We start from the raw sequence: 18,495 nt of genomic DNA, 5'->3' as shown, positions 1-18,495 counted from the left end.
GAAGTTAACATTACAGTCTAAAATTTGAGAGGAGCTAACATCGGCCCTGAGTCAGTGCCCAGGCTTGGCTTAATCCTGGACGACTCATCGGCCCCAATCGGTATCGCGCGATCGCAACTATGGAGAAGAGAAGTGCCTAATATCAAATTTGTGGATGAAAACAAGGAAGTAGTCGCGGCGGATGGAGCCAACTTGCGGCTTAAAGCCTTAGAAAATGGAATCGAACTCTACAAGTTTGTCGGAAAATTGATGAACTGTGGCGGTTACGGTCAATGTGGCACCTGCATTGTCGAAGTCGTCGAAGGCATGGAAAATCTCTCCGATCGCACGGCGGTAGAAAATCAAAAACTCAAGAAAAAGCCCCCCAGCTATCGTCTGGCTTGTCAAACCCTGGTGAATGGGCCCGTGAGCGTCAAAACCAAGCCCTAACCCCCGCCCTGAATATAGGGTCCCCTCACCCCAAAGGTCGGTTCCAAGAATTTAGGTCGATCAGCCTCACTGTAGTCAAGCAATAATGATATTCTGATCTTATTGAATTTTAAGATTGAGAAAATAGTGGGGTTCTATGCAAGTTAACGACCTAGGATTTGTGGCAAGCCTTCTTTTTGTGCTCGTCCCAGCCGTGTTCCTGTTGATCCTCTACATTCAAACCGCCAGCAAAAGCAAAGAGAGCTAAATTAACGGGCGGCTTTGTCTGGCACTCGGAACCGTTCCGGGTGCTTTCTTCAAGTTCTAACTCCGACAGTCGCCGGGAAGGGATGCGATCGCATCCAATTACCGGCGAGGGTCTCCTGAATAAAAGGTGCCAAAACGCAACGTTTGGCACCTTTTTCGTCCGAATCTCATAAAAAAACCCGCACCCTCAAGGGTGGGGCTATACAAACAAAGCCTGCCTACGCAGGCTATAGAGAAAACGGACTGTTTTTAAGGGTATTCCAACAAATAAATTGCTATTGCATCCGATGGTTAAGGAACTAACAAGACTTTTTTAGCCTGCGTAGGCAGGCTTTGTCCTTGTAGCCCCACCCTTGAGGGTGCGGGTTTTGGATATTTTATTTTTTGTAGTTCCCTTAACCGGATTGGGGATTAGGTAGAAGTCCGACCTAATAACACCGGACAGTTGGCATAAACCCGCACATAGTCAGACAGAGACCCCCCTAAGAGGCGATCGAGGTCCACAAAGCTTTTAGCAATGTTAGGACGGCGATCGGGAGAACCCAGCATCACCAGATCCGCGTTTAAATCATCCGCTAAGCGACAAATTTCTTCTCCCGCTTTTCCTTTCGGCGTATGGCAGCGATAGGAAACGCCATATTTTTTCGCCTCCGCCACCGCTGCAGCTAATACCGGGTCCTGTTCTGGGTTGTCCACAGGTTTTGAGGAGACATGGACTAACTCCAACTGTCCCCCATCAATATCTTTGACCATCATCAGGGCCAAATCCAGACATTGCTTCGCCGAGTCGGATTTGTCCACCGCTACGAGAACTCGCTTAATTTTTTTAACGTAAACATCATCTTTGACCAGCAACATCGGACGGGAAGCAAGCTGGAAGACGTACTGACTTACGGATCCTTCTAAAATTGCTTGCAACCGTCCCAAGGCGCGGGATCCAATTACGATCAGGTCGGCATTTTCTTCCTCTGCCACTTCACAAACGACGGTTTTCGGGTCTCCCTGCTTCAGACGGGGATTAACTTTGCTGGGGTCGATATTCAAAAATTTGACCGCATCAGCGAGGATTTTGCCACCCTCTGCCAACTTATCCGCCATCGCATCAGCGGTTACTTCCGGGGCCACCACGTGCAGTACAGTCACTGAGGCGGTTTGAAACGAGGGGATGTCCATCAACATCTTAACCATCTCTTCACAGAGTCCTCGTCCTGCCACTGCCACTAATATTTTTTGGATCATAAGTTTAGCTCCTGGCTACAACAGCATAATATGTAGGGATGAATCCCTGAATTGAGTCGGTTTCGGGAAAGCTCTAGCGATCGCGGTAAACGACCACAGAGATTGCCCGATTTAGGTATTTCATCTTTAATGTAAGACTTATTACCTACTGAAAATTTGTAGAAATGTAGAGTTTTGGATCAATTTGTAACATGGCTGAGGAAAAAGAGACACAACCCCAACTCCCCCCAACCCAGGCGATCGCCCGCCTTGGCGAAAAATCCCCGGAAGGATGGTTTGAGTACCCCGTCAGGGCCTATCCCCATCATACCGACTATGCGGGCATCGTTTGGCATGGCACCTACTTAACCTGGATGGAAGAGGCGCGAGTCGAATCCTTGCGGGCGATCGGGGTCAATTTTGCCGATTTAGTCGCCCTGGGGTGCGATTTACCCGTGGTTGAGTTAGCCTTGCGCTACCACAAACCCATGAAACTCGGCACCCAGGCCCTAGTCAGAACCCGAATGCTAGAAATGGATGGGGTCCGCCTCAATTGGGAATATCAGATTCAGTCCCTCGATGGACAAGACTTGTACCTCACCGGAGTAGTTACCCTCGTTACCGTGGATATGGAAAAGGGAAAAATTATGCGTCAATTGCCTGAATCAGTCAAAGATGCCTTAGTTAAACTCTCCCGGTAGGGGAGTGGGGGAGATGGGGGAGATGGGGGAGATGGGGAAGATGGGGGAGATGGGGAAGATGGGGGAGACCGCCATCGAGATGGGGGAGATGGGGCAGATGGGGGAGATGGGGGAGATGGGGCAGATGGGGAAGCAGAACTTCCGCCATCCCCCTATCCTCCCCATCCTCCCTATCCTCCCCATCCCCCCTATCCTCCCCATCCCCCCTATCCTCCCCATCCCCCATCCCCCATCCCCAAGGTGATAAAATTTGGGTTACCCAACCCCATTGACCCCACCATCATGACTCGTTTACTTTACGAATATTCGATCGCCGATTGCGGTCACTTGATTATTCCTTATGTATTTGGCACCGTCGATACGGACCAAATCTATTCCTATCAGTTGCTTTCCGAATTAGGACATCGGGGGAATTTGCATAAGGCTCATAATCCGGCAGGCATTCATTCCTCTAGCCTCGAAGGAATTATCGCGATCGCCAAAGAACACTTATCTATTCATTCTGATGTAGAAGAAAGTCTGGATATCTTTAAACATCGCTATACTTATCGCGAAAATTTAATCATTATTTATCAAATGGCCGATAAGTTTTTTTATGACCATTATAAGCCCGATAACTTACAAAATGTCGCCGCCCCTAAAATATTTAAGTCAGAACAAGCCTGTATTCAGTGGGTCACATCTGGGCTGGATCGCCCCAATCAAGGTTCTAATGTTTTAGATTTTAGACGATAGAAAATCACATTATAATTATTATCATTTAAGGGAAAGAACGACTGAAGTCGTTTCAGGCATTCCCAGGCAGCTCCTGGGAATGCCTAATCAGGATACGACGGGTCTAGTTTGAGAGATAACTAAATGTTCAAATAACGACTAAAACCGTTAGGACAAACTTCTTCCTTCATCTTTCCCAAAATCCGGCTCGAACACCATTTTCGGCACTAAAACCCAGTCGCTATCGGTTGATTCAATCTCGCTAATTCCCAAAAATGTGCCATCTTCTGCATAAATCCGCACAGGGGGGACAATTTCTCTTAACTCTGCCAGGGGAATTCGTTGACCTTGGCACCAGCGACGGCCATCGTTAGAATTTAAAGGAATCTGACTTAAATGCGCTAACACGGTAGCTGGTGGGATGAGTTGAAATGTCCCCTGACTGGTTTGAGTTTCGATATCCTCAAAGGTTAAACTCTCCTTCAGGGGTAACCCACAGCTTTCGGTCCGGGTGAGATGTGCGAGAGTACCGCCGGTTTGCAAGACAGCACCCAGGTCCCGGGCGAGCGCCCGGATATAGGTCCCGGGTCCACAGGCGATCGCCAGGTCGATTTCAGGAAAATCCCCCTCCCGCCACTCCAACACCTGGATATTATGCACTTCTACCACCCGACTCGGGACTTCGATGGTTTCCCCTGCTCTTGCTAAATCATACAACCGCTTCCCCTGCACCTGAATCGCACTGTAGGCGGGGGGAATTTGGGAAATTTTCCCCAGAAATTGCGGTAATTGCGCCGCTACCTGTTCCCGCGTGAGTTGGGGAACTGCTGCCGAGGTGACGGTTTCCCCTTCTAAATCATCGGTGGTGGTGGTGATTCCTAGACGCACAGTTGCCTGATATGCTTTATCTTGGCGCAGGTATTGCAGCAGGCGCGTTGCCTTACCAATGGCGATCGGTAAGACGCCCGTTGCTGCTGGATCTAAGGTTCCACCATGTCCCACACGCTTAGTTCGCAACAGTCTTCGGATCCGGGATACGCAGTCATGAGAGGTCATGCCAGGGGGTTTATTGAGATTCAGAAATCCTTCCACAGTACCTTTAAAACATTCGGGGGTTCTGTTGCATTTTATCCAGATCAGGACTCATTTTTGGACCTTTATTCCAATTGTTCTGCTGCTACAGAGGATTTTGGAGTCAGCAGTAAATATAACCCAGGAACCACCAGCAAGGCGATCGCCGTAGAAGCAGTTAACCCCAACGCGATCGCCACACCCCGGGGAAATCCTAATGGATCACTTTAACCCAAAGGGAATAGTGAGCATAATCATAAACGGTTGGGTACAGGAATATCTCCTGGTTGTGAGTTGTCATCGTGAGGCAGTTGCGGTGGTAAAAGAGTTTCTGTCATATCATCTATACTGTATAATTTCTAAAAATAATCATCCCAGTCCCCTCCCGTACCCAGAGGAAAGAACCGCAAGGAGTTCCTAAAGTCAATCGAATCCCCCATCTCCCCCATCTCGATGGCGGTCTCCCCCATCTCCCCCATCCCCCCATCTCGATGGCGGTCTCCCCCATCTCGATGGCGGTCTCCCCCATCCTCCCCATCCCCCCATCTCCCCCATCCTCCCCATCCCCCATCCCCCATCCCGGTTTCCTTAAGAAAAATTTTCAAGATATGGGATCCCAAAAGGGGGCGATCGCGATTAAAATCTTGGTAGATCTACCCGAGGAGTTAACGCAATGGAGTCTCTTGCATACATCCATCTTGCTGAAGCCTATAATGAACCGTTAGAAATCCCCTCAATCCAGGTAAACTGGCCTAAAAAAGGCTGGGGTAACCGGATCGGAGCACTGGCCCTGGGTGCTGTCACCTCCTTCCTGGCGATGGGTTTTCCCGCAGTTGCACTGATTCGTCCTGGAGATGCCGGTTCAGAAATTACCCAACTGCAATATCGTTTGCAGGAACTTGGTTATTTTACCCCTGAAAAATCCGGTTACTATGGCGACTTGACTAAACACGCCGTCATGGAGTTTCAAGCGAAAAATGGATTAACTCCTGATGGAATTGTTGGTCCCGAAACGAAAGCTGCCCTTGAAAAAGACTATCCTCAAACTCCTGAACCGACAAGTCAACCAACAGTACGACTCGGAAGCACTGGCGGAACGGTTTTAAGAGTTCAACGGCAGTTAAGTTCATTAAAATACTTCGATTATCAAAAAATGGATGGGGTTTTTAATGAAGAAACTGAAGCGGCTATCAAACAGTTCCAAAAAGACTACGGTTTAGAAGCTGATGGTGTTGTGGGGTTAAAAACTCACACTGCCCTGCGCAACTATACTGGGTTATAAATTCGTCCCCAATCCCGGATAGGAGTTACGCCAATTTGGAGATTTAACTCCATAGATAGTAAGAATCAGTCCTGTTCTGACTCTACTCCCTATGGAGGGGATGCGTAAGTCCTTTCTGAGTTTCTTTTCGGGTATGGCGCACACCCCTGTGCGCCGACTTTTTCAGGGATGAAACTTGATCCAATTTTAAGTGGAAGGGTCTTGAAAACTCAATGGACTGTAATACCCACAGCGTGCTTGAATCGAGGCGATCGCATCCAGTAAATATAAATCTCCATTCGTGAATAAATCGTGCCACAGTAGAGGCACAATTTCCCCTTCACCCATCTGGGCTAACACTTCCCCTACCTGTTGACGCACTAAACTATTTCCTTCATTCAAGGTATAAAGTAAAGCATCGACTGCTACAGCAGTTCCCAGATTTCCTAATGCCTCTATTGCCGTTTTTCGCACGGAATAAGTATTATCAGTTAAAGCAACATTCAGCAAGGATTCTACTGCCCGGTCCGACCCAATTTTGCCTAATATTTTAGCTGCTTTTTCCCGAACAAAACTCGAAGTATCCGCCAGATTGTCGAGGATTTCCTCTAGGGGTTTAGATAGCTCGATCGCTGAGTTTTGGTTATTTCCACCGGCGGGTGCGATCATCGCAGCCTGGATTCGCTCTAACCCTTGTTGGGCGCGGAGTTGCACCCATTCATTCGGGTCTGTTAAGGCGGCAGTGAGGGCATTTTCTGCCGCAGTTGTGCCAATTTCCCCCAGGGCGATCGCTGCACTTTCTCGAACTAAATATCGCGGATGATTTAAAGCCAAAATCAGTTTTTCAACGACTGAATCCTGATCAATTTTAGCTAATCCATAGGCGGCACGAGTGCGCACAAATTCATGGGAATCGCCTAATGTATTAAGCAATGCTGCAATGGTTTCTTCACTACCAATTTCTCCTAAGGCATCCGCTGCCGCAATTCGGGTATTAGTGGCAGAATGATTTAATGCGGCCAAAATGCTATCAAGGGCTGGCCGATCGCCCAGTTTTCCCAAGGCAACTGCCACACTCCACCAAGTAGGGGAATAATCTTGATTAGAAAACACTTTTTTAAGCGCCGTAATCGCCACGGGCGTGGCAATTTTTCCCAGGGCTTCTGCCGCACTTAATGGCACAGTGCGATCAGAGTCTTCTAAGGCTAAAATCAAAGCATCAATTCCCGTATTATACCCCAAATTCCCCAGGATTTCGGCGGATTTTTGGCGAATGCTGGGCATTTTATCATTCATCCCTTGAATCAGGGGAAATACCACCGCTAAGGAGGCGATCGCCCCTAACGCTTCTAGGGCATTTTCTCTGATCCGATAATCCGGATCATTTAAAGCTTTTTCTAAATAAGGAATCGCATAATTAGAACCACTGATTCCAAACAGTCGAATTTTTAAGGTGGGCGGCAAGACCTGGCGATCAAGCAATTCTAATGCTTCTTCCTGAAAAGGATTTTTAACCGAACCCGCGAGTTTTGTACCCAGTTTTAAATCAATTTCAAAGCCTAATTTTACCATCCGAATGGCTTCCGCGCGATCGGCCACCTTTGCCAGCGTATTCGCAATGGAATCCGTCCATTGCAAGCGGTTGAGATAGTCACGTTTTAGAGTCTCATCACTCAAATACGGGAGCTGGCTGAGGAGAGTGGGAGCAGATGGCATATTTGTCAACACTGATGGTGGGGCCTGGAGTGAATGGAAAAGAATAATAGAAGACTTCAAAAAAACGGATTAAGGTTAGCTTATTAAGTCTATCCCTTTTTTGCATCTAACCGCCGCTAAATAGAACACAAAATTGGTTAATTTGGCTGAAAGTTTTAAGCCTAGGGCATCCGGCTATCTATTAAATAATTGGACAGGCAACCGGATTTCTGGACCAGAATGGTTGCTAATGGGGTAGCTCTTTGTAAAGAAACCCGGGTTATAGCCAGGATGCTACTGATTTTCGAGGGATAAACAAAAAAGACTGGTACCTTAAATTTGAGCGTGAAAGGCGTTGGCTGCAATTGCAGGTATTCTAGAAAGTTGATGGCGATCGCCGCGAAGGAAACGAACCCGAGGAAAAAATTAATGACCCTGATTTTAACCAACGACGATGGAATAGACGCCCCTGGTATTCAAGCCCTTCTGAATGCCGTTAGCGATCACAAAACCGTGATGGTGGCACCCCGAGAGGGATTATCGGGATGTGGTCATCAGGTGATTACCGATCGCCCCATTCACGTTGATCGCCGGTCCACAACGGAATATGCGATCGGCGGAACCCCTGCCGATTGTACTCGCATTGCCCTCTCTTGTCTCTGTCCCGATGCCGCTTGGGTGCTGTCTGGTATCAACAACGGCGGTAATCTCGGCATCGATGTTTACCTCTCCGGAACTGTTGCCGCAGTCCGGGAAGCTGCCATCCACGGCATTCCAGGCGTCGCGATTTCTCAATATCGCAAAGGCGGACGCCTGGTGGAGTGGGAACGGACGACCCAGTTAGCGATCACCGTCTTGCAGGAATTATTTGATCGCCCTCTTGAACCCGGCACTTTTTGGAATGTAAACCTACCCTTTCTCGAACCTGACGAACCGGAACCCCAGATCGTATTTTGTCAACCTTCAACTCAACCGTTGCCGGTTAAATATCGCATTGAAGATGAGTATTACTATTATGAAGGGGTTTACGGATTGCGCGATCGCACCCCCGGTACCGATGTCGATGTCTGCTTTTCCGGGAATATCGCCGTTACCCTTTTAGGATTGTAGGACGACCTGGAGACAAAAAAGGGCAGTCTCCTTCTACGGTACAATAAGCCTTGACAACAAAAAAGAGTAACAATCATGCGGATATTAATGATGGGCGGTACCCGGTTTATCGGGGTTTATCTCACTAAAATTTTAGTAGAACAAGGACATTCCGTTGTTCTCTTCAATCGCGGCAATAAACCCGCCCCCGTCGAGGGAGTCGAGCAAATTCATGGCGATCGCACCGATGAATCGCAACTGAAAGAGAAACTCGCCTCAGAACAATTTGATGCAATTTTCGACAATAATGGACGGGAACTCAGTGATACCAAACCCCTGGCTGATATGTTTAACGGCAAAGTTAAACATTTTGTATATATGAGTTCGGCAGGAGTATATCTCAAGTCCGACCAAATGCCCCATCGAGAAGAGGATGCCGTGGACCCGAAGAGTCGGCATAAAGGCAAAAATGATACAGAAACCTATCTTTCCCAGCAGGGATTGCCGTTTACTTCCATTCGTCCCACTTATATCTATGGGCCCCAGAATTATAATCCCTTAGAAGAGTGGTTTTTTGACCGGATCGTGCGCGATCGCCCGATCCCGATTCCTGGAAATGGATTTCACATCACCCAACTCGGTCACTGTTACGATTTAGCCAATGCAATGGCAGCAGTCCTGGGTAACGAAACCGCGATCGGGCAGATTTATAATATTTCCGGCGATCGATATGTGACCTTTGACGGATTAGCCCGCGCCTGTGCAGAAGCAGCCGGAAAATCTGATATAAAGCTAATCCATTATGACCCGAAACAATTTGATTTTGGCAAGCGCAAAGCCTTTCCCATGAGGGTCCAACACTTCTTTGCTGATGTCAGGAAAGCCATGCAAGACCTGAATTGGCAACCCAAATATGACCTAATTTCTGGGTTAAAAGATTCTTTTCAAAATGATTATTTAGCCAATGGCTCAGACAAAGCAGAAATAGACTTCTCGGTAGATGATGAAATTATCAAGACCTTCAGTTAATTCCTAGTTTATCATGTTCGTAGTAACAACTTTAGTTGTTACTACGAACATGATAAATAAAAAAATAGAGGTGTATTTTTTACACCTCTATTACCGAACTCTTAATCCGACCTCAGTCATATACACCGAGCCTTTTATTGTTTTAGGAGCTCTTCTAACCGGGTTTTGACTTCTTGTTGAAGTTCGCGATTTTGTTCAATGACTCTACTCATTTCAGTGAAGCGGGCCATATTGAATCCGAGACTGGCGAGCGCTTGATCTTGTCTCGCCTTGGATTCCTCTTGAATTTGGTTTCCTTCTTCCATAATTTGAGCAAATTTTTGTTGATCTTCTGGAGAAATATTGAGATCAGCTTGAGCGGCAGGATTCCCTTCTGCTTGAAGGGTAGCTTGATAAATTTCTGCAAACCGTTCTTGACTAAACCCTTGACCTTCAATGGCTTGTGCTATACTATCAAGAAACTGTTGTTCAATGGTCAACAGTTGCAAGATAGCCTGGGAAAACTTATCGAGTTGTTCATCATTAATTTGAGAGGCATCCAAACTTTCTAGCGGAGTCTGTGGCGAGGTTTCCGGGGTTTGTGCACTCGCCGGTGGGAGCATTCCAATCAGCAGTAATACCACTATGGAACTCGCAGTTAAAACTCGTTTTAACATTTCAAATTTCTCCATTATCACTCTTGATGGTACTGTGTCAGGGTTGTTCACGCTTAACCAAGCTAGACCTGACACAGGTGTTGGTGTTGAGTGGGGTCTCAACTACTGGGTGTGGCAAATTTAGGACAGCCCTAAAAAACAGGATTACTAACAGATTGTAAATATCTGCTGCTGTAGTACAAGCGGAAATAGAGGCTTGCAGGGCATGAGGAGCTTAATGGGGTCAAGTTCCCAGACGTGGGGAATCACGCAAACGAGCCTACCCTCAAAGAAGCGAATGAAATACCCAAACAACACAAGATACCAGCTTAAATAGGTTGCCTTGAAAAATCGCTCAACCAGTACAGGTTAAACTTTATTTTGGGAAACTGTCAAGTCTATCCTAATCGGTTTAGAAATCGATGACACCGCACACCTCCTAAAGCACAGTCCCCTGCCTATCCTAGATAGCATCCCCTGTTGGGGAGCAACTTTCAAGGTATGTTGTAAGGTGCGTTTGCAGGATATTGGGGTCATTCGATGGGAAGAAAATATGGAACTACAGCTTACAGCGCTGAGTTTTTTTCCTAGTTTAGCTATGATCAAAATAAAGCTAATCCCTCTATCGATAGATCGTTTCCCGAGCCGATGCAGCAGGTCTCGATCGCCCTGCACTCATTTGAACTGAGTTTAAGAGATTGATGGAATCATGACAAACCTTGTTCCATTTTTGCTCACGAGATCTCTATCTCTAGGAAGAAAATTCCTCAGAATTAAACCTTGATTAAGGATTAAGAGTCACTCGATTGAGGCCACAAGTAAATCACACCGGAAATCCAGGTCAGGGCCACGGAAATCCAGAAGGCAACTAAGGCGATCGCCGACCATTCCCCAGGCAGAGGCGCGATCAACAGGGCGATCGCCAGGATCTGACTGACCGTTTTTAACTTCCCCCACAAATTGGCACCGGCGATCGCCGCATTACCCGTTAAAGCCGGATTGATACGCCATCCGGCGATCGCCAATTCCCTAAACAAAATCAAAAATACCCCCCAAGCAGGCAACTGTCCCAGTTCTACCAGGGACATCAAGGGAGCCAATACCAATAACTTATCAACTAACGGATCGAGGAACTTCCCCAACTCCGTCACCTGATCCAGTTTTCGAGCTAAATAGCCATCTAACCAATCCGTTCCTGCCGCCACCAAAAAAATCACCACGGAGATCCATCGCAATCTCGGCGTGGGGTCTGACAGGAAATACAGTAGAAAAGGCACCCCCAATAAGCGGGAGAAAGTAATCCAAGTTGAGAGCGTCATAAATAGCTCACGAGAACAGAATAAAAAACCTAGGGCCGACCGAAGGATTGGCCCTAGGTTAACATAATTTGGCTCTCAATGTTCTGTCTTGTCCCCAGAAGCTGCTTTTAGCAGGCTCCTTTTTGGTTAAAAATGACCTGGAAGGTTTTCAAAATGAGGAGTAGGTCATAAAGAATGGACCACTTGCGCTGATACTCCAAATCTAGCTCAATTACTTGTTCAAAATCTTTAATACTAGAGCGTCCATGAGTCTGCCATTCTCCCGTTAGACCCGGTTTAACGTTCAAGCGTTCTAAATGGTGGGGTTGATAGTCTTTAACTTCCCCAGGAGTAGGTGGACGAGTGCCTACTAAGCTCATTTCCCCCCGCAGAACATTCCAAAATTGAGGCAGTTCATCCAGACTGGTGCGACGTAGAAACCTGCCTACTCGGGTGATGCGAGGGTCATTTTCATTTTTAAAAAGATGCCCTTTGACTTCGTTGTTCACCAGATGCTGGAGATGTTCAGCATTAACGACCATTGAGCGGAATTTCCACATTCTGAAATAACGCCCTTTGTAACCACAGCGAATTTGGCTATAGAGTAAAGGTCCTGGATTGTCCAACTGCATGGCGATTACCAGGGGAATAGCAATCACTACAGTGATTGCTAACCCGACTACTGCTCCGACAATATCAATCAGACGCTTTGTTTTACTGTCAAGGGAAGGATGGTGCTGTTGCTGAATCGTTGGATCAGAATAAGTCTCTTCAATAGTGGCGCTAGTGGCTTGATTAAGTGTAAAGGGAATAGATATATCAATTTGATGGGCAGTTAACACGAGCTTCTCCCGTTGGGTTGGGGGTGGTTATCCTTATTCTTTTCCGACTCTACTCAACTTTTGAAAAATTCGGTATAGGGATCTCCGGATATTTACTTAAACTTTGAAATGTTGGTTAGTTTTGTAAAGTTTTCGTGTTGTTTGAAAGGACCCCTTAGTCTTTCCCAACGCCTGCGCCCTGCTCTTTGACTCTGTGAAGTAATTTTTAGAAATAAGGTCAAGGGGCGCGACCCCATCATCAGGCGATCGCTCCGGTGAGATCGGCCAAGGATGCTATATCTGGATCGTGGGTTTCCTCAAATATTCAATATTTTCACTTTTGTCTGTATTTTTCAATACATTTTTCGGGCATTATCGATAAAAATTTTCGGAATGATGGCGTTGAGGGGTTAAAAATTCACTTAAATAAAGGAGTAAAGGTTCTTCAAAATGTTGATGTGTCGTTGTGGCGATCGCCTGTAAATACTGTAACAACCGCCTCGACTGTTCCCGATTAACCCGATAAGTGCCCTCAATCTGCTCAAACAGGGGAATTTCTGGCGTGAGAGGATATTCCGTCGTTGCCGCCACCGACGGCATCGGGACTGCCGAGTTCACCCGGGAACTCAACCCCGGAGGCAAATCCCCCTGTAGGAACCCTTGAATCCGACTGCCCAGCGATCGCCCGTGAATCCCGCGACGTTCCACCAATGCCACAATTTCTCCCAAGGACCGGGGGCGCTCGTCCGTGATTGCCCGTAACAACTCCGCCAGTAAAAAATAATCCCCATACTGCTGCCGATTCAAGTCCAGAACCCGAGGATACAAAGGCAACGCCGCCAACCCGAAAGCAATCCGACTCGAACCCGAACCCCGATTACCCCGGGGAGGATCAGCAATTAACGTCGCATTGGGGAGTTTTTGCCGCATCCAACCCCTTAACGAGGGCGATTGTGCCGTCCCCCCGGTACAGACTGCCCGCTCAATGGCGATCGCCGATAAACCCGTTTCAATCAATAACTCATTTAGTGCTTGATTCAAAAAGTTGAGAAACGGCTCAACCACTAAGCTTTGTAACTCCCGGTGAGCGAACGTCCAGCGAAACTCCCCCACCGTAACCGGATATACATCTCGCTCTTGCAGCGCCAACTTCACCGCTTCTGCTGCCGCTAACAATTCTCGTCCCACCTGATGTTCGAGTAATCGCTGCTGTAACTGCATTCGACGCACGCCATCAGGCTCTCCCGGACGGGGTAACTCCAAATCGCACCCCAGATACCAATATCCTCGATTTTCGCGCCGGACTGCCTCGGTCCAAAATAGCTGACAAATTATATCTTGATCTAACCCTTGCCCCCCATAGGGAAAACTGCGAGTTTTAAAGTGAGACTCACTTAATTGTTCCAAGTTTTCTGGCACAGCAACCAACGCCAACTCTGTCATCGTCGCACCGGAATCGATCGCCAACCCATAGCGCGTACCCACAGCCCGCGAGCGGTGCCAGCTTGCTCCCGGTCCTTCCTGGGGGTGAAATTGTCGCGATAAGACCGAAGGAATCGTCACCCGTTCCCCTCCGACTCCCGGAAGGACCGAGAGCCATGCGGCGATCGCATTTTCCACAAATAGCACTTGGGAAGGTTCTTGTACTAATTTGGCACTTAATATAGATTCTCGAATATTAAAACAATAACTATCTGGCCAACTGCCGGGAAAACTCACAATTATCCCGCGTAACTGCGCGATCGCCTCGTGAAACCGCTCCGGTTCTAACCCAGCAGCGCCACCAATAGCAGCAGAAGGCGTCGCCATCGTCAGGGCCGATGACAGAGTAGCAACGGCGTGACGGCGAGGAGAAGAAGCCGAGGGCAACAATCGCGATCGCCCCGAACCCGATGCCACTTCCACCACCGGCAACCCATCCGCCTGGGCCAGGGGAGCCACCCCAGCAGCGGCGATCGTCGCCAACAGCCCACTCAACCCATCGAGCAAGTCACTTAATCCGAGGGACCTTCCATGCGATCGTAACACCACCTCGCGTTTTGCCCGCTTTCGGTTCAGCAACTCCAGGGGCACAACCGTCGGGTGCATTCCTGGGTCCCAAGGGTTTTCCCGCAGATTCGTTCCCGCAATCCCCGGCAACAACAGCGGTTTAAACTGATGCAACCACCATCCCTGGGACCGCAGATAAACTTGGGAAGGTAAGCGAAACGTCGGGTCCGAACCCGGAGAACCCAGGGGATACCAGTAGAGGGGGTATAACTGACAGGTGAGGCGATCGAACAAAGCTGCCGAAAGGTGAGTCGTCCCGAGATCAATTCCCAAATACCAGAACCCTGCTGATCCGTTTGGCACTGCCATTCTTCTGTTTCCCCCTTAGCTGGTTGCCGTCCCAAAATGAGTTTAACCGTTTACTATCCTAAACGCGCAGGTATTCGCCGGAAAAACTCAACCGTTGAATCAGATACTGGGAGCATCAGACCAACTTTCAAAGAAATTATCCAGGGTGGGATTAGCGAGGTCATCATCCGGGGAGATGGGGTCCTCTGGCTGATCTGGCTCAGGTTCGGGATCTACCGATGCTGTGACTTCATCTTGATCATCCATAAAGTCAGCGAAAAAATCTTCCACTGTTTCATGGTTGACATCTTCCTCCGCTGTGACTTTGACCACCGGAGGCGGATTCGTGGCCATCAGTTCGGCAAAAATATCATCTAAGGTGGGCAAAACATTGTTTGATCGCCCCGTTGCCTCGGGTTTGGTTTCACCGTTGGGAGTGGAGGATCCTGGGGTTGGTTTAGAGATGGTTTTCTGGGAGTTGACCGAGGTTGACTGAGTTTTAGAAGGTGGAGTCGCTTTTCCTGGCGGGTTTCCCGTCGGTTTCTGCCCAGTTTGATTTGGGGAGGGAGGTTTCCTCTGCGGCGAATCCGTGGAAGAAACCTCTCCCCAAACCCCTCCCGTGGTAGGGGAGGGGCTGTGATGCGCCCCCTTGCGGGAAAGCTCTTCATTCCTTATACTTCCCTCCCCTACCAAAGGAGGGCCGGGGAAGGGTTGGAGGGTGAGGTCCGATTGACCCACAAAATCATCTAAAGAAGCATCTCCACTCTCTTCCCAAGGCAGGGTGCTATCCAACTCCTCTAGGCTGCCTGACTCGGATAAGGGGGGTTCAGCGGCGAGTTCCTCAAGCCATTGTTCAGCGCTTAACTCGGTCCCCTGCCAGTCCGAGGGGTCTGGACTTGCGCCCTTGGGTTCTGCTTCCTCTAATTTAGAGAGGTCCTCATCTAAGCGTTTGATGCCAGTATTACTCAGCCAGAGATTGTCCAGGTCTTCTTCCCGGTCCGCTTCTGGGAGTAAATCTTCCTGGAGGGAAGCTTGGATATAGGCGCTTTCTTCCCAGTCGGCGTCTAAATTGAGGTCAGAGGCGATCGCCTCATTCCCGAGTTCGGGAAGCCAATCCTCCATGAGGGCATCGGCTGGATCCTCGACCATTTCGGGTTCTGGGTCCGGTAACTCTGCCGCTTGTGGGGACACTCCACTTGCTTGCGCAACTGTCTCAAAATCCGCAAACAAATCCTCTGTCGGTTCCTCGGTTTGGGTTGCTGGGGGTTCCGGTTCCCTGGGGGGTTCGGTCTTCTGCGGTGGAGAGTTGGTTTCTGAAACTGATCGCGGGTTGGATATTTCTGGTGGGATGGAAGGTGAATCGTCCGACTCCGTAAGTAGGGACTCTAGGCGATCGCCAAACAGAAACTCATCCATATAGTCTTCTGAATACTCCCCCCCCATTCCTGGGGCATCCGTGCGACTCTCCAGGTCCGCAAATAAGTCATCCTCGCCATAGGGGGAAGTCTCCTGAGTCTTATTACTGTTCGATTCTTCACTCAGGGCGAATAAATCTGCATCCCCCGACTCCGGAATCAACGGCGATGGGGGAGGGAGATTTTCTTCCCGATCCAAACCCTCGGAGAACTCCCAATTTTCGGGCAGGTCATCATCCGATGTAACCCACCCCTCCAGACCTAATTCTGGTAGATCCTCGAAGTCCAGATCCGAGGGAGAAATGGGGCTATTTTCCGGAGCGATCGCCTCGGAAAACTCCTCCTGTTCTGGAGCACCCTCGGCCCATTGCGCGGCCAGTTCAAAGTTGTCTTGAGACATTTCCAACCGAGTCTTAGAGACTGGGTGAGGGGTTCTCACCGTTGCCTTGTCCGGATCCGCAGATGCCTCGGTGATGTCCTCCTGTGCTGCCTCCAGTGACGGGGTTAATTCCGCTCCCGCAAAGGGGAAGGTGAGCAGTTCAGAGTCCTCTTCCCCAGAGAGTTCAAACGGTGATGCCGGGGCAGAAACTTGGGGCGGTTTAGGCCGCTTTTGGGAGGGAGATTCCACCGGGGGGTCAGGTTGGACAGAGGGGACGGGAGTAGTTTTTGGAGATGGCGTGGGAGGTGGCGGTGGAGTGGGTGGAGAGTCTAGGTTAGAGGGTTCGGGGTCTGATTTCGGGGGAGAATCCTGCTCTTTAGCGATCGCCGCTTGAGTGGAAGAGAGCAGTCTCAGGGAGGATTTTAAATAGGAGGAGGTCTCTTGACCTAAGAGTTGGGCCAGGTGATTGACCAAGGCGCTAAACATCAGTTCCCCTTGTTGTCCGAGGCGATGCATCTTGTCTAAGCCTTGAACCAGGGAGTCATTGTAACTGTTAACGTTGCGTTCGAGGGCTTCAAAGACAACGCGCAGGGTAGAGTCGAGGGACATCAAGAGGCGATCGGATTCCCCCTGTAACCGCTGTAACTGTTCTAATCGGGCTTCGGGGGATAACAGTCCAGAATTCTCTACAGTGAAGGCGTTGAGATCTTCGGCGAACTTAGATTGGAGAGTGGTTCGTTCGAGGCGATCGCCAGTACCCTCAGTTAAGAGTTGGGTTTCTATCTGTCCGATCGCCTGAGAAACCTGCTGGGAGAGGCGGTCTTGGAGGGGGCCAAGTAAGGCTTGGAGAAACTCGGCGATCGCTTGCTGTTGATGAGCCTGTTCTCCCGCGAGGGTCTGGTAATGCCGTTGTCTTTGCTCCAACTGCCGCACTTCTTCCATCAAAGAATACCGCTCTTGTCGTAACGTGGCGATTTCTTCCTGTAAGGGCTGCATCAGGTTAGTCCGTAACCCGCTTAGATCTTGCATCAGGGCTTGCAAAACCGCTTGAGCTTCGGCGGCTTCACTGAGCGTTCCTGGGGCGATCGCATAAGGCGGCATCGCACTCACCGCCATTCCCCGGTTGCCCTCCGAGCCTAGCTGAGAATCCAGATAGAGACGAACTCGCTCCAAAACCCGCCGAGTCTCTCCCGAACTCCACCACGCGAGGCGGGAGTTCATTTTTCGCAGAATTCCATCAATGTCTGCAATCAGTGCTTGTAGTTGATCCCGATTAGAACTCACCATAGAACCTCTGGCGATAAGAACAGCACAGACTTCCCCGTTGCCCCGAAAATACTGGTACTTTTAACGTATCGTAGCTTGTGCCGAGGCAATTTTTTGATTCATTTTCGGACGATTCCAATCGATATGCCTCGAATCCAGGCAAGGGAGACTCACTGGGGTTGTTGCTACTAGCCCAGGGGTACTGTTTGAGTTCCCTGGGACCAAAACCGGGTGTTTGGCGCAGATTGGGTGCGTTCAAAAGCCCAGATTTTTGAACAAACCCGGTAGGTTTTCCCAATACTGTACCGGCATTCTCAAAGAAGAAAACGATTAGGCTTGATTTCCGACGGTTTCGGCTGAATTCATTCTTTTCGGGAGGCTTCACGCACAACAGTCCTGGAGCAAGGATTAGGCGATCGCCGCTCCCAGATTGAGGGACAAATTAATCCCCACAAATTAATCCCAAATAGAAGCCCCAAGAAAGGGTCAGAAACACCGTTGCACATTCCTCCCACCTTTGATCACGATGCCCTCACCCCATTTTATTAGACCTCTTGCCACATTCTAAAAAGCCCCCCTTTTTTAAGGGGGGTTGGGGGGATCAATCCTTGTTTTGCAAGAAGTGTATTACAAATCCTGAAAGGCACGAAGACCTGAGATCACCCCCCAGCCCCCTCCCCTGATTCTTGGGGAGGGGGGTGTGTTCGTTCTTGAGATGCTCCCGATAAACCAGACCTCAGGAGGCGCTAACCCGGGCAGGACTGACGCCTTTGAAACCGCATTTCTACGCAAGGGGTCAGGGCTTGAGTCAAAAGGGCTCATCCCCTTTGGGTCGCCCTCACCCTAAATCGATGGCGGCCCCATCCGGGAGAAAGGGCATCGGTGTAGGAG

At 49.1% G+C, this 18,495-nt stretch carries 17 protein-coding genes; 8 read left to right on the top strand and 9 right to left on the bottom strand.

Features of this window, described 5'->3' with window-relative positions; genetic code table 11:
• Positions 1 to 132 precede the first annotated feature (132 nt).
• Together NG792_RS07430 and psbM are read left to right on the top strand one after the other, a co-directional pair.
• A complete protein-coding gene (locus NG792_RS07430) occupies positions 133 to 429 on the top strand; it encodes a (2Fe-2S)-binding protein (RefSeq protein WP_261196726.1) in 297 nt (98 codons plus the stop codon).
• Between the two features lie 136 nt (positions 430 to 565).
• On the top strand, positions 566 to 676 hold the full coding sequence (psbM, locus tag NG792_RS07425; protein ID WP_015147816.1) for a photosystem II reaction center protein PsbM: 111 nt from the start codon (positions 566 to 568) through the stop codon (positions 674 to 676).
• Between the two features lie 410 nt (positions 677 to 1,086).
• Here psbM and NG792_RS07420 read toward each other — a convergent pair whose 3' ends face one another.
• Complete coding sequence (locus NG792_RS07420; protein ID WP_261196724.1) at positions 1,087 to 1,914, bottom strand: universal stress protein; 828 nt, start codon at positions 1,912 to 1,914, stop codon at positions 1,087 to 1,089.
• 191 nt (positions 1,915 to 2,105) lie between these two features.
• On the opposite strand from NG792_RS07420, the gene NG792_RS07415 reads away from it, so the two are divergent.
• Together NG792_RS07415 and NG792_RS07410 are read left to right on the top strand one after the other, a co-directional pair.
• Complete coding sequence (locus NG792_RS07415; protein ID WP_261196722.1) at positions 2,106 to 2,594, top strand: acyl-CoA thioesterase; 489 nt, start codon at positions 2,106 to 2,108, stop codon at positions 2,592 to 2,594.
• A 282-nt stretch (positions 2,595 to 2,876) separates the two neighbouring features.
• Positions 2,877 to 3,329 carry a hypothetical protein gene (locus tag NG792_RS07410; protein WP_261196718.1) on the top strand — a complete coding sequence of 151 codons (453 nt, stop codon included), beginning with the start codon at positions 2,877 to 2,879 and terminating at the stop codon, positions 3,327 to 3,329.
• Between the two features lie 147 nt (positions 3,330 to 3,476).
• Here the strand turns inward: NG792_RS07410 and truB are convergent, their stop codons facing one another.
• Positions 3,477 to 4,400: a tRNA pseudouridine(55) synthase TruB gene (gene truB / locus NG792_RS07405; protein WP_261234979.1), complete on the bottom strand. Its 924-nt coding sequence runs from the start codon at positions 4,398 to 4,400 to the stop codon at positions 3,477 to 3,479.
• A gap of 57 nt (positions 4,401 to 4,457) precedes the next feature.
• Between truB and NG792_RS07400 the strand changes: the two genes are divergently transcribed.
• Entirely contained in the window at positions 4,458 to 4,610 is a 153-nt protein-coding gene (locus NG792_RS07400) for a hypothetical protein (protein WP_261234978.1), read from the top strand.
• Between the two features lie 128 nt (positions 4,611 to 4,738).
• Here NG792_RS07400 and NG792_RS07395 read toward each other — a convergent pair whose 3' ends face one another.
• Positions 4,739 to 4,984 carry a hypothetical protein gene (locus tag NG792_RS07395; RefSeq protein WP_261234977.1) on the bottom strand — a complete coding sequence of 82 codons (246 nt, stop codon included), beginning with the start codon at positions 4,982 to 4,984 and terminating at the stop codon, positions 4,739 to 4,741.
• A gap of 68 nt (positions 4,985 to 5,052) precedes the next feature.
• Between NG792_RS07395 and NG792_RS07390 the strand changes: the two genes are divergently transcribed.
• Positions 5,053 to 5,661, top strand: a complete 609-nt coding sequence (locus tag NG792_RS07390; RefSeq protein ID WP_261234976.1) for a peptidoglycan-binding domain-containing protein — start codon at positions 5,053 to 5,055, stop codon at positions 5,659 to 5,661.
• A gap of 186 nt (positions 5,662 to 5,847) precedes the next feature.
• Here NG792_RS07390 and NG792_RS07385 read toward each other — a convergent pair whose 3' ends face one another.
• Positions 5,848 to 7,356: a HEAT repeat domain-containing protein gene (locus NG792_RS07385; RefSeq protein WP_261234975.1), complete on the bottom strand. Its 1,509-nt coding sequence runs from the start codon at positions 7,354 to 7,356 to the stop codon at positions 5,848 to 5,850.
• 408 nt (positions 7,357 to 7,764) lie between these two features.
• On the opposite strand from NG792_RS07385, the gene surE reads away from it, so the two are divergent.
• Positions 7,765 to 8,445: a 5'/3'-nucleotidase SurE gene (gene surE, locus NG792_RS07380; RefSeq protein WP_261234974.1), complete on the top strand. Its 681-nt coding sequence runs from the start codon at positions 7,765 to 7,767 to the stop codon at positions 8,443 to 8,445.
• Positions 8,446 to 8,520: 75 nt separating this feature from the next.
• A complete protein-coding gene (locus NG792_RS07375) occupies positions 8,521 to 9,453 on the top strand; it encodes an NAD-dependent epimerase/dehydratase family protein (RefSeq protein WP_261234973.1) in 933 nt (310 codons plus the stop codon).
• A gap of 134 nt (positions 9,454 to 9,587) precedes the next feature.
• On the opposite strand, the gene NG792_RS07370 is transcribed toward NG792_RS07375, so the two are convergent.
• From NG792_RS07370 to NG792_RS07350, 5 genes are all read right to left on the bottom strand, one after another.
• The gene (locus tag NG792_RS07370; RefSeq protein ID WP_261196695.1) at positions 9,588 to 10,109 is read right to left on the bottom strand and encodes a DUF4168 domain-containing protein; all 522 of its coding nucleotides are present in this window, start codon (positions 10,107 to 10,109) and stop codon (positions 9,588 to 9,590) included.
• 770 nt (positions 10,110 to 10,879) lie between these two features.
• Positions 10,880 to 11,407: a CDP-diacylglycerol--glycerol-3-phosphate 3-phosphatidyltransferase gene (pgsA, locus tag NG792_RS07365; protein ID WP_015147834.1), complete on the bottom strand. Its 528-nt coding sequence runs from the start codon at positions 11,405 to 11,407 to the stop codon at positions 10,880 to 10,882.
• Between the two features lie 107 nt (positions 11,408 to 11,514).
• Positions 11,515 to 12,228: a sugar transferase gene (locus NG792_RS07360; RefSeq protein WP_261234972.1), complete on the bottom strand. Its 714-nt coding sequence runs from the start codon at positions 12,226 to 12,228 to the stop codon at positions 11,515 to 11,517.
• Between the two features lie 351 nt (positions 12,229 to 12,579).
• Positions 12,580 to 14,565, bottom strand: coding sequence for an acetate and sugar kinases/Hsc70/actin family protein (locus tag NG792_RS07355; protein ID WP_261234971.1), 1,986 nt, complete (start codon positions 14,563 to 14,565; stop codon positions 12,580 to 12,582).
• Between the two features lie 99 nt (positions 14,566 to 14,664).
• Positions 14,665 to 17,625, bottom strand: a complete 2,961-nt coding sequence (locus NG792_RS07350; protein WP_261234970.1) for a hypothetical protein — start codon at positions 17,623 to 17,625, stop codon at positions 14,665 to 14,667.
• Positions 17,626 to 18,495: the final 870 nt, after the last annotated feature.

Source organism: Laspinema olomoucense D3b (genome assembly GCF_025370785.1).
Lineage (GTDB): Bacteria > Cyanobacteriota > Cyanobacteriia > Cyanobacteriales > Laspinemataceae > Laspinema > Laspinema olomoucense.
Note: the sequence above shows the minus strand (reverse complement) of the source record. Positions and strands in the feature narration are given on the sequence as shown.

Coding starts and splice junctions, on each gene's coding strand:
- psbM (WP_015147816.1), top strand. CDS start 566: ATGCAAGTTAACGACCTAGGATTTGTGGCAAGCCTTCTTTTTGTGCTC.
- NG792_RS07370 (WP_261196695.1), bottom strand. CDS start 10,109: ATGTTAAAACGAGTTTTAACTGCGAGTTCCATAGTGGTATTACTGCTG.
- NG792_RS07350 (WP_261234970.1), bottom strand. CDS start 17,625: ATGGTGAGTTCTAATCGGGATCAACTACAAGCACTGATTGCAGACATT.
- NG792_RS07375 (WP_261234973.1), top strand. CDS start 8,521: ATGCGGATATTAATGATGGGCGGTACCCGGTTTATCGGGGTTTATCTC.
- surE (WP_261234974.1), top strand. CDS start 7,765: ATGACCCTGATTTTAACCAACGACGATGGAATAGACGCCCCTGGTATT.
- NG792_RS07410 (WP_261196718.1), top strand. CDS start 2,877: ATGACTCGTTTACTTTACGAATATTCGATCGCCGATTGCGGTCACTTG.
- pgsA (WP_015147834.1), bottom strand. CDS start 11,407: ATGACGCTCTCAACTTGGATTACTTTCTCCCGCTTATTGGGGGTGCCT.
- NG792_RS07355 (WP_261234971.1), bottom strand. CDS start 14,565: ATGGCAGTGCCAAACGGATCAGCAGGGTTCTGGTATTTGGGAATTGAT.
- NG792_RS07420 (WP_261196724.1), bottom strand. CDS start 1,914: ATGATCCAAAAAATATTAGTGGCAGTGGCAGGACGAGGACTCTGTGAA.
- NG792_RS07385 (WP_261234975.1), bottom strand. CDS start 7,356: ATGCCATCTGCTCCCACTCTCCTCAGCCAGCTCCCGTATTTGAGTGAT.
- NG792_RS07390 (WP_261234976.1), top strand. CDS start 5,053: ATGGAGTCTCTTGCATACATCCATCTTGCTGAAGCCTATAATGAACCG.
- NG792_RS07415 (WP_261196722.1), top strand. CDS start 2,106: ATGGCTGAGGAAAAAGAGACACAACCCCAACTCCCCCCAACCCAGGCG.